The organism is uncultured Sphingomonas sp., from assembly GCF_964244265.1.
In the GTDB taxonomy this organism is placed as follows: Bacteria; Pseudomonadota; Alphaproteobacteria; order Sphingomonadales; family Sphingomonadaceae; genus Sphingomonas.
Genome location: NZ_CAXTHV010000001.1, coordinates 129,884 through 142,968 on the forward strand (window position 1 = coordinate 129,884; position 13,085 = coordinate 142,968).

At 67.1% G+C, this 13,085-nt stretch carries 14 protein-coding genes; 6 read left to right on the plus strand and 8 right to left on the minus strand.

The window, feature by feature from the left end:
- Positions 1-39: 39 nt before the first annotated feature.
- From glmS to glmU, 4 genes are read right to left on the minus strand one after another with little or no spacing between them, the layout of a single operon-like run.
- Positions 40-1,863 (minus strand): glutamine--fructose-6-phosphate transaminase (isomerizing), encoded by a 1,824-nt coding sequence (gene glmS / locus ACFE7K_RS00720; RefSeq protein ID WP_375396231.1) that lies wholly within the window; start codon positions 1,861-1,863, stop codon positions 40-42.
- Positions 1,864-1,879: 16 nt separating this feature from the next.
- A complete protein-coding gene (locus ACFE7K_RS00725) occupies positions 1,880-2,245 on the minus strand; it encodes a type II toxin-antitoxin system VapC family toxin (protein WP_375396232.1) in 366 nt (121 codons plus the stop codon).
- A 9-nt stretch (positions 2,246-2,254) separates the two neighbouring features.
- Entirely contained in the window at positions 2,255-2,491 is a 237-nt protein-coding gene (locus ACFE7K_RS00730) for a ribbon-helix-helix protein, CopG family (RefSeq protein ID WP_375396233.1), read from the minus strand.
- Between the two features lie 25 nt (positions 2,492-2,516).
- Positions 2,517-3,869 carry a bifunctional UDP-N-acetylglucosamine diphosphorylase/glucosamine-1-phosphate N-acetyltransferase GlmU gene (glmU, locus tag ACFE7K_RS00735; RefSeq protein ID WP_375396234.1) on the minus strand — a complete coding sequence of 451 codons (1,353 nt, stop codon included), beginning with the start codon at positions 3,867-3,869 and terminating at the stop codon, positions 2,517-2,519.
- Between the two features lie 70 nt (positions 3,870-3,939).
- On the opposite strand from glmU, the gene ACFE7K_RS00740 reads away from it, so the two are divergent.
- A complete protein-coding gene (locus ACFE7K_RS00740; RefSeq protein ID WP_375396235.1) occupies positions 3,940-4,608 on the plus strand; it encodes an HAD-IA family hydrolase in 669 nt (222 codons plus the stop codon).
- 25 nt (positions 4,609-4,633) lie between these two features.
- Here the strand turns inward: ACFE7K_RS00740 and ACFE7K_RS00745 are convergent, their stop codons facing one another.
- Genes ACFE7K_RS00745 through ACFE7K_RS00760 form a run of 4 tightly spaced genes read right to left on the minus strand, consistent with a single transcriptional unit; the run spans position 4,634 to position 7,175 of the window.
- Entirely contained in the window at positions 4,634-5,653 is a 1,020-nt protein-coding gene (locus tag ACFE7K_RS00745; protein WP_375396236.1) for a nucleotidyltransferase family protein, read from the minus strand.
- A complete protein-coding gene (locus tag ACFE7K_RS00750) occupies positions 5,638-6,498 on the minus strand; it encodes an HprK-related kinase A (RefSeq protein WP_375396237.1) in 861 nt (286 codons plus the stop codon). Before ACFE7K_RS00750 ends, ACFE7K_RS00745 begins: the two co-directional genes overlap by 16 nt.
- On the minus strand, positions 6,495-6,764 hold the full coding sequence (locus tag ACFE7K_RS00755; RefSeq protein ID WP_375396238.1) for an HPr-rel-A system PqqD family peptide chaperone: 270 nt from the start codon (positions 6,762-6,764) through the stop codon (positions 6,495-6,497). Before ACFE7K_RS00755 ends, ACFE7K_RS00750 begins: the two co-directional genes overlap by 4 nt.
- 9 nt (positions 6,765-6,773) lie before the next feature.
- A complete protein-coding gene (locus tag ACFE7K_RS00760) occupies positions 6,774-7,175 on the minus strand; it encodes a hypothetical protein (protein WP_375396239.1) in 402 nt (133 codons plus the stop codon).
- Positions 7,176-7,254: 79 nt separating this feature from the next.
- Between ACFE7K_RS00760 and ACFE7K_RS00765 the strand changes: the two genes are divergently transcribed.
- The 5 genes from ACFE7K_RS00765 to pstB all read left to right on the plus strand — a co-directional run bounded on the left by ACFE7K_RS00765 (position 7,255) and on the right by pstB (position 13,075).
- Positions 7,255-8,496 carry an ATP-binding protein gene (locus ACFE7K_RS00765; protein ID WP_375396240.1) on the plus strand — a complete coding sequence of 414 codons (1,242 nt, stop codon included), beginning with the start codon at positions 7,255-7,257 and terminating at the stop codon, positions 8,494-8,496.
- Positions 8,497-8,559: 63 nt separating this feature from the next.
- On the plus strand, positions 8,560-9,606 hold the full coding sequence (locus ACFE7K_RS00770) for a substrate-binding domain-containing protein (protein WP_375396241.1): 1,047 nt from the start codon (positions 8,560-8,562) through the stop codon (positions 9,604-9,606).
- Between the two features lie 28 nt (positions 9,607-9,634).
- Positions 9,635-11,011: a phosphate ABC transporter permease subunit PstC gene (gene pstC / locus ACFE7K_RS00775; protein ID WP_375396242.1), complete on the plus strand. Its 1,377-nt coding sequence runs from the start codon at positions 9,635-9,637 to the stop codon at positions 11,009-11,011.
- Entirely contained in the window at positions 11,004-12,302 is a 1,299-nt protein-coding gene (pstA, locus tag ACFE7K_RS00780; protein ID WP_375396243.1) for a phosphate ABC transporter permease PstA, read from the plus strand. The genes pstC and pstA overlap by 8 nt, the downstream gene beginning before the upstream one ends.
- A gap of 26 nt (positions 12,303-12,328) precedes the next feature.
- Positions 12,329-13,075 carry a phosphate ABC transporter ATP-binding protein PstB gene (pstB, locus tag ACFE7K_RS00785; protein WP_375396281.1) on the plus strand — a complete coding sequence of 249 codons (747 nt, stop codon included), beginning with the start codon at positions 12,329-12,331 and terminating at the stop codon, positions 13,073-13,075.
- Positions 13,076-13,085 lie beyond the last annotated feature (10 nt).

The following is a 13,085-nucleotide window of genomic DNA, read 5'->3' on the forward strand; positions in this document are numbered from 1 at the left end:
CCCCCAAGACATGACGGCCTACCGGCGACAATGGCGCGATCATTCGACGGTGACGGACTTGGCCAGGTTGCGCGGCTGATCGACGTCGGTGCCCTTGGCGACGGCGACGTGATAGGCGAGCAGTTGCACCGGCACGGCATAGACCAGGGGCGCGATCAGCGGGTGGACCTTGGGCATGGTGATCGTCGCCATACAGCCCTCTCCCGCCGCCCGGATGCCGTCATAGTCGCTGATCAGGATGACCTTGCCGCCCCGCGCCTGGACCTCCTGCATGTTGCTGACGGTCTTGTCGAACAACGGCCCCGACGGCGCGATGACGATCACCGGCACGGCGTCGTCGATCAGCGCGATCGGGCCGTGCTTCATCTCGCCCGCCGCATAACCTTCGGCATGGATGTAGCTGATTTCCTTGAGCTTCAGCGCTCCTTCCAGCGCCAGCGGATAATCGGTGCCACGCCCCAGATAGAGGACGTCGCGCGCGCCCGCGACGTTGTGCGCCATCGCCGCGATCGTTTCGTCATAGGCCAAAGCCGCGTTCAGCGCCGCCGGCGCCTCGCCCAGATGGCGGACGATCTCCTTCTCCTCGGCGGGGCTCAGCCGGCCCTTGGCACGCGCCAGGTTCGCCGCCAGCGCCGCCAGCACCGCCAGCTGGCAGGTGAATGCCTTGGTCGAGGCGACGCCGATCTCCGGCCCGGCATGCGTCGGTAGCAGCAGGTCGGCCTCGCGCGCCATGGTGCTGGTGGGCACGTTGACGACGGCGGCGATCTTCTGCCCCTCGGCCTTGGCGTGGCGGAGCGCAGCAAGGGTGTCGGCGGTCTCGCCAGACTGGCTGATGACGATCATCAGCCCGCCTTCCTCCATTACGGGCGCGCGATAGCGGAACTCGCTCGCGACATCGAGGTCGACAGGCACGCGGGCGAATTGCTCGAACCAATATTTGGCGACCATTCCCGCATAGAAGCTGGTGCCGCACGCGACGATCGTCACGCGCCTGATCGCGCCGAGATCGAAGTCGGGGATCGGCAGCGTCACCCGGTCCTCCATCCGCTGAAGGTAGCTGCGCAATGTCTGCGCGACGACGATCGGCTGCTCGTATATCTCCTTGAGCATGTAATAAGGGTAATTGCCCTTCGACGTCACTTCGTGGCTGGCGCCGGAGATCGTGATCGGTCGATCTACAGGATTATCGTCCTTGTCGTAAATTTGCGCGCCGTCCCGCGTGATGACGACCCAGTCGCCCTCGTCGAGATAGGCAATCCGCTGCGTCAGTGGCGCGAGCGCCAGCGCGTCCGATCCGAGATAGGTCTCGCCATCGCCGTAACCGACCACCAGCGGCGAGCCGAGCCGCGCGCCGACCAGCAATCCGGGATGCCTGCGGAACAGGATCGCCAGCGCGAACGCGCCGTGCAGTCGCGGCAGCACCGCCGCCACCGCCGCGGCAGGGGTCATACCTTCCTCGACCTTTTCGCTGACCAGATGCGCGACCACCTCGGTATCGGTCTCGCTGTCGAACGTCCGACCCCGCGCGATCAGCTCGTCGCGCAGCGGCTTGAAATTCTCGATGATGCCGTTGTGGACCAGCGCCACCTCGCCGGTCGCGTGCGGATGCGCGTTGCTCGTGGTCGGCCCGCCATGCGTCGCCCAGCGGGTATGGGCGATGCCGGTATCGCCGGACAGCGGGTGCGCGGCGAGTTCATTGGCCAAATTGACCAGTTTCCCGGAAGCACGCCGCCGCTCGATCCCGCCCTCGAATACGGTCGCAATCCCGGCCGAATCATAGCCGCGATATTCGAGCCGCTTGAGCCCGTCGAGCAGGCGATCCGCCACCAATTTGGTGCCGACGATACCGACGATACCGCACATGCGGGATACTTTCAGACTAGAGGGTGTAGGGTATCCGAATTCCGGGCATTTCGGGCGGGAAAGCCTTGGTGTTGCGGGTGATGAGCAGGGCTCCGCGAACCCGCGCGGTCGCCAGGATGAGTGCGTCGAGCAGCTTCATGCGGGTGGCGTGGCGGATGTCAGCGGCGATCGTGGCGATCTCTTCGTCGAGCTCCACGACGTCGAAATGCCCGATCATGCGCCTTATCCGTTCACGGGCCTGCGATGGCTCGCCCGCCAGCACCTCGCTCCACGTGACGCGACTGATCCGGTGCGTGTCGTACCGGGCAATCTCCTCCGCCGCTTGCGGATAGCGGCGCAGCCAGTCGATCACGATATCGGTGTCGAAAAATCCAGCGCTCACGGCCAGCGCTCACGGTTCGTCGCGGTCGCGCCGCATATCCCGCTGATACTCGACCGCATCGCCGATATCGTCGCGATCCTTCCAATAGCCGAAGCCCTCACCGTAGATCCACGATTTGTCGACTTCCTCGCGAAGATGCCGCGCCACCGCGTCGCGTATCTCGGCCGCACGTGAACGCTTCGTCCGGGCCGCCAGCGCGTCGAGCTTGCGAATGTCATTCTCGGGGATATCGACCAGCGTGCGCATTGTGTATCGATATCATGACACGATATCATGCGCCAGCCTTTCTCGCCCGCATGCGATCCCGGAAACGCCTTGCCCAGCCGGCCTTCGCGATCTGCTCGGGGCGAGCCAGGCACAATGCGTCAGGCTCGACGTCACGCGTCACCACCGATCCGGCGGCGGTGATCGCCCCTGCCCCTATCGTTACCGGCGCAACCAGCGCCGAGTTGGAGCCGATGAACGCCCCCTCGCCGATCTTCGTCGCGTATTTGAAGAAACCGTCGTAATTGCAGGTAATCGTGCCCGCGCCGACATTCGCCCCGGCGCCGATCTCGGCATCGCCCAGATAGGACAGGTGGTTGGCCTTGGCGCCCTTGCCCAGCACCGCCTGCTTGAGTTCGACGAAATTGCCGACATGTGCCGCCTCGCCCACCACCACACCGGGACGCAGGCGGCTATAGGGCCCGACAATCGCGTCCTTCTCGATGATGGCGCCGGCAATGTGGCTGAAGCCCCTGATCGTGACGCCATCGGCGATGGTGACGCCGGGGCCGAAGATCACGTCGGGCTCGATCGTCACGTCGCGACCGATTATCGTATCGTGCGCGAACCACACTGTCTTAGGCGCAATCAACGTCGCGCCGTCGGCCATCGCCCGGGCGCGGCGGCGATGCTGCCACGCCGCTTCGACGGCGGCGAGTTCGGCACGGCTGTTCACGCCCGCGACTTCCCCGGCGTCCGTCTCGACCACCGCCGATGCGCGACCGTCGCCGGCGGCCAGCATCACGATATCGGGCAGGTAATATTCGTGCGCCGCATTGTCGTTGCCGACGCGGGCGAGCAGCTCGAACAGGTCGGTCGAGCGCACCGCCATCAACCCCGAATTGCAGAGCGTTACCGCACGTTCTTCGAGCGAGGCATCCTTGAACTCGACCATCCGCGCGATCCGGCCTTCGGCGTCGGCGATCACCCGGCCATAAGCGGCGGGGTCAGCGGGGCGGAAGCCGAGCACCACAATCGCGGGGGCATCGGCGGCATGCAGCCGGTCGAGCATGCGCTGCATCGTCGCGGTCGTCACCAGCGGCACGTCCCCATAGAGGATCAGCACATCGCCGGCGAACCCCGTCAACGCGGCCTGCGCCTGAGCCACCGCATGGCCCGTGCCGAGCTGGTCGGCCTGAACCGCTATCCCTACCCCCAACGGCACAACCGCCGCCTCGACCTGATCGCGGCCGGCGCCGGTGACGACAATTGTTCGCACGGCGCCGAGCGTGGCGACGCTGTCGACCAGATGGAGCAGCATCGGCCGCGCGGCGATCGGATGGAGCACCTTGTGCAGGTCGGACTTCATCCGCGTGCCCTTGCCGGCGGCAAGAATGATCGCGGCGATCGGTTCGGGCATGCGGGACCTCCGCCGCGCGCCCTGCCACGAACGTCCTGTCAATTCCATAGCGTCGCTGGCACGGGGAAGTATGACGCCCTTCCCGTTCGACATCGTCGGCTTCGACCTCGATGGAACGCTAGTCGACAGCGCCGCGGACCTTTCGGCGGCGGTCAACCACGCATTGTCGGTCGATGGCCGGGCGATGCTGCCGGTAGATCAGGTCCGGCCGATGATCGGGGGCGGCGTCCGGCTGCTGCTGGAGCGCGCGATGGCGGCAACTGGCGACGCGGATGCGGCCAGAATCGACGCCCTGCTGCCCGTGCTGCTCGATCATTATGCGGCGCATATCGCCGTGCACACCCGGCCGTTTCCCGGCGTGGTGGCGGCGCTGGATGCGCTGGCGGCGCGCGGCGTGACCTTGGCGGTGATGTCCAACAAGCTCGAGCGGTTGTCGGTCGCCCTGCTCGACGCGCTGGGCCTGCGCAACCGCTTCGCCTGCATCATCGGCGGCGACACGATCGGCATCGCCAAGCCCGATCCGGCGCCGATCCGCGAGATGATCCGGCGATGCGGCGGCGGTCGCGCCGCGTTCGTCGGCGATTCGCACTTCGACGTCGCGGCGGCGCACGGCGCAAATATCCCCGTGGCGACATTCGGCGCGATTTCGGGCGCCGATATCTCTTTCACCCGCCATGCTGATCTGCCGGTGGCGCTGGAGGAACTGGCGGCAGGTTCGGGGAGATCGCGGTGGACCTGATGGCATGACCTCCTTTGCATTCTGCTCAGCCGCTCCTGCGCCACTTGGTCCACAAATGCCGCGCCAGGATCGCGGGCGGCATTCTCAGCCAATGCGACCGGACGTAGAATCCCAGCCGGGTAAACGACCGCGTCTGCCGTCCCCAGCCATCGCGCGCGGTCAGCCGCCGGGCGACCAGCGGATCGAGCGCATCCCGCCCCCGCCAGCCGCCGGGTATCTGCGTGCCGTAAAGCGCGTTCGCCTGCCGCGCCGCGCGCGCCACTGCGGGCCAGACGCCATGATGCCGGGCACGCTCGGCCAGTCCGGCGACGCCGAATTCCGCGACCAGGCAATGGATGTCCCACAGGTTGCGCATCCCGCCGCCCAGATCGCCGTCGGCGAACAGGTGCGCGGCGGCATGGCAGATCATATCGGCGGGCGCGAGAATGCCGAGCCCGCCGCGCAGCGGCACCGCATTGGCCAGCATCGCCGCGGCATCGGGCGTCGCTCGCGCGGTCAGCGGCAGAATCGTGTGGTGGACATCGATCAGGCGATCGCGCGCGGCGTGGATCAGCGGCGGCAGTTCGTGCATCCATCGGCGATAATAAGCGTCATCATAGGGGTTTGGCTTGACCCATTCCCATCCGGCATCGAGCAGCGCCCGCTCGACCGCATCGAGCGCGGCGCGCGGTACCAGGATGTCGAGGTCGCCGACAAACCGCCCGCGCCCCGCCTCCAGCCCCGCGGCAAGATAGGCGGTGCCCTTCAGCAGCACGATCGGAACACCTAGCGGGCCAAGCGCGCGGCGCGCCATCTCCGCCTCCCACAAGGCCGCCGTCCGCCCCTGCTCCGCCGACGCGCGCGCGTCCGCCAGGAAACGCGCGGCGGCCGTCGGCATTGCCAGGCCAGCCAGCCGGTATGCCAGCGTGGCGCTCAGCAATTCGGCGCGCGCCATCGTCAGCAACGCGGTCCAGCCGTCGCCATTCAGCCGTTCGACCGACGTTGGATCGGCCAGGGCGCGCGCGAGCAGCCGGGCGTGGTGGCGGACGGTCACGTCGTCGCCCATGCCTGCTCGACCAGCCGCAGCGCGGCTTCGTTATCGGGATAGTCGATCGCGCATGCCGGCACCGTGGTCACCAGCCGGGTCAACGCCTCGAACCCGCGCTCGCCCAGCGCGACGTAGTTGGTCGACGCCTGGGTCAGCCGGACGAACATCTCGCTCGGCGCGACCGGCCGGATGTCGGCATCGTGTCCGAAAGCGGGGAACAGGATCAGCGCCGGATGCGCCGGGTCGGCCATCGCCGCGATCGCCCGGGTGTCGGGCACCAGGTGGCGGATCGCGCCCTTTGGCGTATCGGCCAGCAGCGGCCCCCAGCGTCCTCCGGGCGTGGCCCGTGCGACCACCGCGATCGCCGCGTTCTTCACACTGACGAGCCGGGGAAAGGCATGGACCAGCCTGGTCGCCGGATCGAGCAGCACGAACTCATCGCCCATCAGCCGCCACCCGCGCCCCGCAAGCAGCGCCGCAAGGGTCGACTTGCCCGCTCCGGAGACGCCGGTCATCACCAGCGCATGGCCGTCGCGTTCGACCGCGCTGGCATGGAGCAGCAGATAGCGGCGCTGGCCCAGTGCCATCTGCAAATTCATCGCCATTTCCGCCGCGAGCAGGCCGTGCCGCAAGGCCACGGGCGCCGCCTCGGGCAGGACGAAGTCGCCGCCCATCATCATCTTGGGCCGAATCCAACGACGCCAGGGCCTGGCCGCGAACAGGCGAACGGTAAAATCCGGAATACCGTCCTCACACCCGGGATAGTCGCGATACAGGTCTGCGAGCTGATCGATCGGCGCGCGCCAGTCGGCTCCGACGCGGAAACCGACCGGCCCGATCCGGACATCGAACCGGTGCCTCATTGCCGCTCCACCAGCCCGATCGCCACGAGTTCATCAAGCCGCGCGCGCAGGGCGTCGGCGTCGGCGTCGGCAACGTCGAAATGCTCGTTCAGCCTTGCCAGCAGCGTGTCTAGCGCCAACGCCTCATCGGCCAGCAAGGCGAGAACCTCCGGCATGGGTGACGCGACCAGATGGGTCTGTCCCGACTGACGATGATAAAGCGCGGTCAGCATGTCGATCGGGTGAAGTACGATCGCCGCCGCCGGCACGCCGCGATAACGGGTCACGGCACGACGCTAGCCGCGCGGCATCTGCAGCGAGGCAAAACAGGTAAAGCCGGCGGTCCCCTGCTGAAGGCGACGGATATAGGCGGTATAGGCATTGCTCTGTTCGGAAGTCGTGCCGGGCAGCATGCCGCCCTTGAGCGCGACGCGCACCTCCTCCGCCTTGAACGGCCGCGACACCGGGGGGAACGCACCCTTGGTCCCGGCGGGCACCACCGAACCGTCGGCGGCTATATAATTGCCCGCGCGGCCCGGATCGGGCACCGGCACCTCGCACACCATCACCGAGGCGTTGGCCTGCGCCAGCGCCGGGCGGATCGAGATGACCGCCGACGCGCCTGCGGCGCCGAGCATCAGCGCGCGGCGGGCGCCGTTGCGCGGCCCGTTGAGATCCGTGTGCGTTGGATCGGCCATTGCGCCAACGCCTTTCACATTCGCGGCACCCTGGCAACCCGCTGGCATGGTTATCGGCCGCCGGGTACAGGCGCCGGCAATGGCGCACCTGTTAGGCACCCGTATCATGCTCGCGATGCTTGCCGCGATGGTCGCGGCGGGCGCGGTGTTCCTGCTCGACGCCGATCCGACCGCCGGTCTGGTCGCGCTGGTCGGCGGGATGGCGGCCGCGCTGATCGCGGCCGGAGCGGGCGACGCCGCAGCGCCGCCGCTCCCCGACCCGGAACCTGCCCCGGTCATACCGCCGATCGGGCCGGTGCTGGAGGCGATCGTGGAGCCGTTGCTGGTGGTCGCCGACGGGCGCGTCGGCGACGCCAATGCGGCGGCGCGAAGGCTGCTCGGCAATCACATCATCGGCCAGGACGTGCGGCTGGCGATCCGCCACCCAGCCGCGGCGGACCGTCTGAACGCGCCGTCGGGGCTCGCCGATGCGGCGCCGATCAACCTGGTCGGGCTGGGCACGCTCGACCAACGCTGGGAAATGCACGTCGCCGACGTGCCGTCGGGCCAGCGGATCGTCCATTTGATCGATCAGACGGGCAATTATGCCGCCGAGCGCGTCCGCGTCGACTTTGTCGCCAATGCCAGCCACGAACTGCGCACGCCGCTCGCGTCGATTCTGGGCTTTGTCGAGACGCTTAGCGACGACAAAGCGGGCGCCGATCCTGCCACGCGCCAGCGCTTTCTGAAGGTGATGTTCGACGAGGCGCGGCGGATGCAGCGGCTGATCGAGGATCTGATCTCGCTCAGCCGCATCGAGGCGGAGAAATACCGCCTGCCCGATCGCTCGGTGGCGCTCGCCGCGCTCATCACCGACGTCCGCTCGGAATTGCTCGACACCCACGATCCACGCGCCCGCGCCATCTCGACCGATCTGGCGGAGGGCGTTCCCGCGGTCGTCGGCGACCCTGCGCAGCTGAGTCAGGTGCTCCACAATCTGCTTGGCAATGCCATGAAATACGGGCGTGCCGGCACCCCGGTAATGGTCCGGCTGTGGCGCGATTCGGCGAACATGGTCAGGCTGTCGGTCGCCGACGAGGGCGATGGTATCGCGTCCGAGCATATCCCGCGGCTGACCGAGCGCTTCTATCGCGTCGATGCCGGGCGCAGCCGCTCGCTGGGGGGGACGGGGCTTGGCCTGGCGATCGTCAAGCATATCGTCGAACGGCACCGTGGCCGCCTCGATATCGCCAGCGAAGTCGGCAAGGGCACGATCGTCACAATCGTCCTACCGCCCGCAATGTCATCAAAGAGTAACACGGTTGTCACACAGGATCGCTGAGCGGCCTGTATCCTGGGCATATCGAGGGGGTCGACCATTGTTTCCCCTCGAGGGAGGACTGACATGTTCCGTACCATCGCCCTCATCGCTTTGGCCGCAATTCCGCTTGCAGCGTGCACTGACCAGGCCGGCAATGACGGCGCGACGCGCGACCAGATCAGCGTCGTGGGCTCCTCGACGGTATTTCCGTTCACCACCATGGTCGCCGAACAATTCGTCGCGAAGACGCCGGGAGCCAAAGCCCCGGTAATCGAATCGACCGGGACCGGCGGCGGCATGAGCCTGTTCTGCAAGGGCGTCGGCGGCCAGTTCCCCGATATCGAGGATGCCTCGCGCCGGATGAAGGCCGGCGAATATGCAATGTGCAAGACAAACGGCGTCACCGACATCATGGAGGTCCAGATCGGCATCGACGGCATCGCCTTTGCCGAGGCGGCGAGCGGCCCCAAGCTGCAGCTGACGCCCGCCGACGTCTTCAAGGCGCTGGCCGCGACGCCGATGAACCAGAAGAACCAGGCGAAGACGTGGAAGGACGTCAATCCCGCGCTGCCGGCGACGCCGATCCAGGTCTATGGCCCGCCATCGACCAGCGGCACGCGCGACGCCCTGGCCGAACTGATTTTGGCCAAAGGCTGCGAGGCGCTGATGCCCGCGATGGTCCAGATGAAGGCGTCCTCGCCGGACGGATACAAGACGATCTGCACCAGGATTCGCGACGACGGGGTCTATATCGACGCCGGGGAGAACGACAATCTGATTGTCCAGAAGCTCCAGGCCAATCCCAATGCGGTCGGCATCTTCGGTTATTCGTACCTGCAGGAGAATAAAGGACGGCTGACGGGAGTGCCGCTGAACGGCATCGAGCCAACCTATGAGACGATATCGTCGGGTGCCTATCCCGGAGCACGGCCGCTCTATCTTTACGTCAAGAAGGCGCATCTGGCGGCAATTCCCAATCTGGGCGCCTTCCTCCAGGTTTATGCCGAAGCGTGGGCGCCCGACGGCCCGCTGGTCAAGCGCGGCCTGATCGCCGCGCCCGCCGACATCCGCGCCAAGTCGGCGGCGATCATCAAGGACGGCACCATTCTCGATCCCGCCATCCTGCGCTGACTGATCCAACCGAAAGCGTACCAGTCCGTTGTCGACCCCTGCTTTGTTGTTCCTCGTCGCCGGTCTCGGCCTGATCGGATGGTTGACCGCGCGCGCGCGTGCCGCCGCGTTCCGGCGCGTGTCGACCCGGCGATTCTCTTCGCTGCCGTCGCACCATGCCTGGTTCAGCGCGCTGTGGACCATCCTGCCGCCCCTGCTGCTGCTGCTGGTCTGGGGCGCGGTGACGCCGGCGATGGTGACCAACGAGGTGCTGGCGAGCCCCGCGGCGGCGCAATTGCCCTCGCCGGGCTTTGCCCGTGCGTCGATCCTGTCCGAGGCGCGGGCAATCGGTGCCGGTCGGCGAACGACGGCCATGACCCCGCTGGCGGCAATGCTGGCGCCCGCTTATGCCGATGCGCAACGCCGCTACGACTGGATCGGCGCGGCGATGGCGCTGCTGCTGGCGGTGGCGGGCGGTATTTATGCATTTACACGCATCCGGCCGGGGTTCAACGCGCGCACCCGGCTGGAACGCGTGGTCATGGCGGCCTTGCTCACCGCATCGTTGATCGCGGTGGTGACGACGTTGGGCATCGTCGCCTCGCTGCTGGTCGAAAGCGCGCGGTTCTTCGGGATGGTGCCCGCGACCGATTTCCTGTTCGGCACGCACTGGAGCCCGCAGCTGATCGACCCCACCCGCCCCGGCGCGACGCTGGGCGCGGTGCCGCTGTTCTGGGGCACGTTCTTCATCGGCGCGGTGATCGCGATGCTGGTCGCCATTCCTTTCGGGTTGATGAGTGCGATCTACCTGACGCAATATGCCAGTCCCCGGCTGCGTCGCTGGGCCAAGCCCACGCTGGAGATCCTGGCCGGGGTGCCAACCGTCGTTTACGGCTATTTCGCCGCGCTGACGGTGGGGCCGGCGGTGCGCCGGCTGGGCGTCGCGATCGGCGTTCAGTCGGCGACATCGGAAAGCGCGCTGGCCGCCGGGCTGGTGATGGGCGTGATGATCATCCCGTTCGTCTCGTCGATGGCCGACGATGCCCTGGCAGCCGTCCCCGCTGCGATGCGCGACGGCAGCCTGGCGATGGGCGCGACCAGCAGCGAGACGATCCGCCGCGTGCTGTTCCCCGCCGCGCTCCCGGGCGTGGTCGGCGGGGTGTTGCTGGCGATCAGCCGGGCGATCGGCGAGACGATGATCGTGGTGATGGCGGCGTCGGGCGCGGCGACGATCAGCCTCGATCCCTTTGCCAGCGCGACGACCGTCACCAAGCAGATCGTCGACCTGCTGACCGGCGAGGCCGCGTTCGACAGCCCCAAGACGCTGGCCGCCTATGCACTCGGCCTGACGCTGTTCGTCGTCACCCTGTTGCTCAACGTCATCGCGCTGACTGTGGTGAAACGGTATCGCGAAACCTATGAGTGACACGATTGTAGCCGGCGTGCCGGTGACCAGCGCCCAGCCCGCCAATCGCGCGCCGACCGACTGGCGCACGACATCGATGCAGCACCGGATCCGCCGCCGTTACGCCGCAGAGCGCCGGTTCCGGTTGATCGGATTGCTGGCGGTGGCGATGTCGGTCGGTTTCCTGGTGTTCCTGCTGGCGACGATGGTCGGCAACGGCGCGCGCGGCTTCACCCGAACCGAGATCGCTTTGCCGATCGACTTCCCGGCAAGCGGGCTGGGCCTGACGCCGCAGCGGCTGACGGGTCCCGGCGCCGACCTCGTGCTGGCCGGTGCCGATATCGACAGCGTCGTCGATCAAGCCGCGACGGTCGCCTTCGGCGCGGGGGGCACGGCCTATTTCTCCGATGGCGCGGCCGCGGCGGCGCGCAGCGCGCTTAAGGCCGATCCGGGGCTGGTGAGGCGCAAGGCATTGCTGTGGCTGCCGGCGGCGACCGGTCTGGATGTCGCGGCCAAGGCGAACGGCACGCCAACCGACGAAGCGACTGTAGCGCGCCTGCGCCAGGGCGGCCGGCTGGTCACGCGATTCAATTCCGGGTTCCTGACGATGGCGGATTCGACCGACCCGACGATCGTCGGCATCTGGGGCGCGCTCAAGGGATCGCTGCTGACGATGGCGGTGACGTTGCTCATCGCCTTCCCGGTCGGCGTGTTGTCGGCGCTCTACCTGGAGGAATATGCCCCCCGCAATCGATGGACCGATTTGATCGAGGTATCGATCAACAATCTGGCCGCGGTGCCGTCGATCATCTTCGGCCTGCTTGGCCTGGCGGTATTCCTCAACATCTTTCACCTGCCACGATCGGCGGCGATCGTCGGCGGGCTGACGCTGGCATTGATGACGATGCCGGTCATCGTCATCGTCGGCAGGAATGCGATCAAGGCGGTGCCGCCGTCGATCCGCGACGCCGCGCTGGCGCTGGGCGCCAGCCCGGTGCAGGTGGTGTTCGATCACGTCCTGCCGCTGGCATTGCCCGGCATCCTGACTGGCACGATCATCGGCATGGCGCGCGCCCTGGGCGAGACCGCGCCGCTGCTGATGATCGGCATGCGCGCGTTCATCGTTACCCCGCCCGACCGGCTGACCGATCCGGCGACGGTGCTGCCGGTACAGATCTTCCTCTGGTCCGACGAGATCAGCCAGGGGTTCGTCGAAAAGACCAGTGCCGCGATCATCGTGCTGCTGGTGTTCCTGCTGGCGATGAACGGCATCGCCATCTATTTCCGCAACCGTTTCGAGACGCGCTGGTGACCGGCCCCCGCCCTGCCCCGTACAAGATGACCGCGCGCAATGTCAGCGTCTTCTACGGCGCCAAGCAGGCGCTCGATCAAGTCTCGATCGACGTCAACCAGGACAAGGTGACCGCGCTCATTGGTCCGTCGGGCTGTGGCAAGTCGACCTTCCTGCGGACGCTCAACCGGATGAACGACACGATCCCCTCGGCCCGCGTCGAAGGCGAGATCGCGCTGGATGGCGAGGACATCTATGCGCCCGCGATGGACGTCGTCCAGTTGCGCGCGCGGGTCGGCATGGTGTTCCAGAAGCCAAATCCGTTCCCCAAGTCGATCTATGAGAACGTGGCCTATGGCCCGCGCATTCATGGCCTGGCCTCGTCCAAGGCCGAGATGGACCAGGTCGTCGAACAGTCGTTGCGACGCGCAGGGCTGTGGGAAGAGGTCAAGGACCGGCTGAGCGACACCGGCACCGCCTTGTCGGGGGGGCAGCAGCAGCGGCTGTGCATCGCGCGTGCGATCGCGGTCGATCCCGAAGTGATCCTGATGGACGAGCCATGCTCTGCGCTGGACCCGATTGCGACCGCCAAGATCGAGGAGCTGATCGCCGAGATCAAGGGTCGCTACGCGATCGTCATCGTCACCCACAACATGCAGCAAGCCGCGCGCGTGTCCCAGCGGACCGCGTTCTTCCACCTCGGCAGCCTCGTCGAATATGGCGAGACGTCGGACATCTTCACCAATCCCCGCGAAGTGCGGACCAAGGATTACATCACCGGCCGCTACGGCTGAGGAACCGCGA

What these genes read in the sequence shown, in the direction of transcription:
- glmS (WP_375396231.1), bottom strand. Translation starts at nt 1,863, where the DNA reads ATGTGCGGTATCGTCGGTATCGTCGGCACCAAATTGGTGGCGGATCGC.
- ACFE7K_RS00730 (WP_375396233.1), bottom strand. Translation starts at nt 2,491, where the DNA reads ATGCGCACGCTGGTCGATATCCCCGAGAATGACATTCGCAAGCTCGAC.
- glmU (WP_375396234.1), bottom strand. Translation starts at nt 3,869, where the DNA reads ATGCCCGAACCGATCGCCGCGATCATTCTTGCCGCCGGCAAGGGCACG.
- ACFE7K_RS00740 (WP_375396235.1), top strand. Translation starts at nt 3,940, where the DNA reads ATGACGCCCTTCCCGTTCGACATCGTCGGCTTCGACCTCGATGGAACG.
- ACFE7K_RS00745 (WP_375396236.1), bottom strand. Translation starts at nt 5,653, where the DNA reads ATGGGCGACGACGTGACCGTCCGCCACCACGCCCGGCTGCTCGCGCGC.
- ACFE7K_RS00750 (WP_375396237.1), bottom strand. Translation starts at nt 6,498, where the DNA reads ATGAGGCACCGGTTCGATGTCCGGATCGGGCCGGTCGGTTTCCGCGTC.
- ACFE7K_RS00760 (WP_375396239.1), bottom strand. Translation starts at nt 7,175, where the DNA reads ATGGCCGATCCAACGCACACGGATCTCAACGGGCCGCGCAACGGCGCC.
- ACFE7K_RS00765 (WP_375396240.1), top strand. Translation starts at nt 7,255, where the DNA reads ATGGCGCACCTGTTAGGCACCCGTATCATGCTCGCGATGCTTGCCGCG.
- ACFE7K_RS00770 (WP_375396241.1), top strand. Translation starts at nt 8,560, where the DNA reads ATGTTCCGTACCATCGCCCTCATCGCTTTGGCCGCAATTCCGCTTGCA.
- pstA (WP_375396243.1), top strand. Translation starts at nt 11,004, where the DNA reads ATGAGTGACACGATTGTAGCCGGCGTGCCGGTGACCAGCGCCCAGCCC.
- pstB (WP_375396281.1), top strand. Translation starts at nt 12,329, where the DNA reads ATGACCGCGCGCAATGTCAGCGTCTTCTACGGCGCCAAGCAGGCGCTC.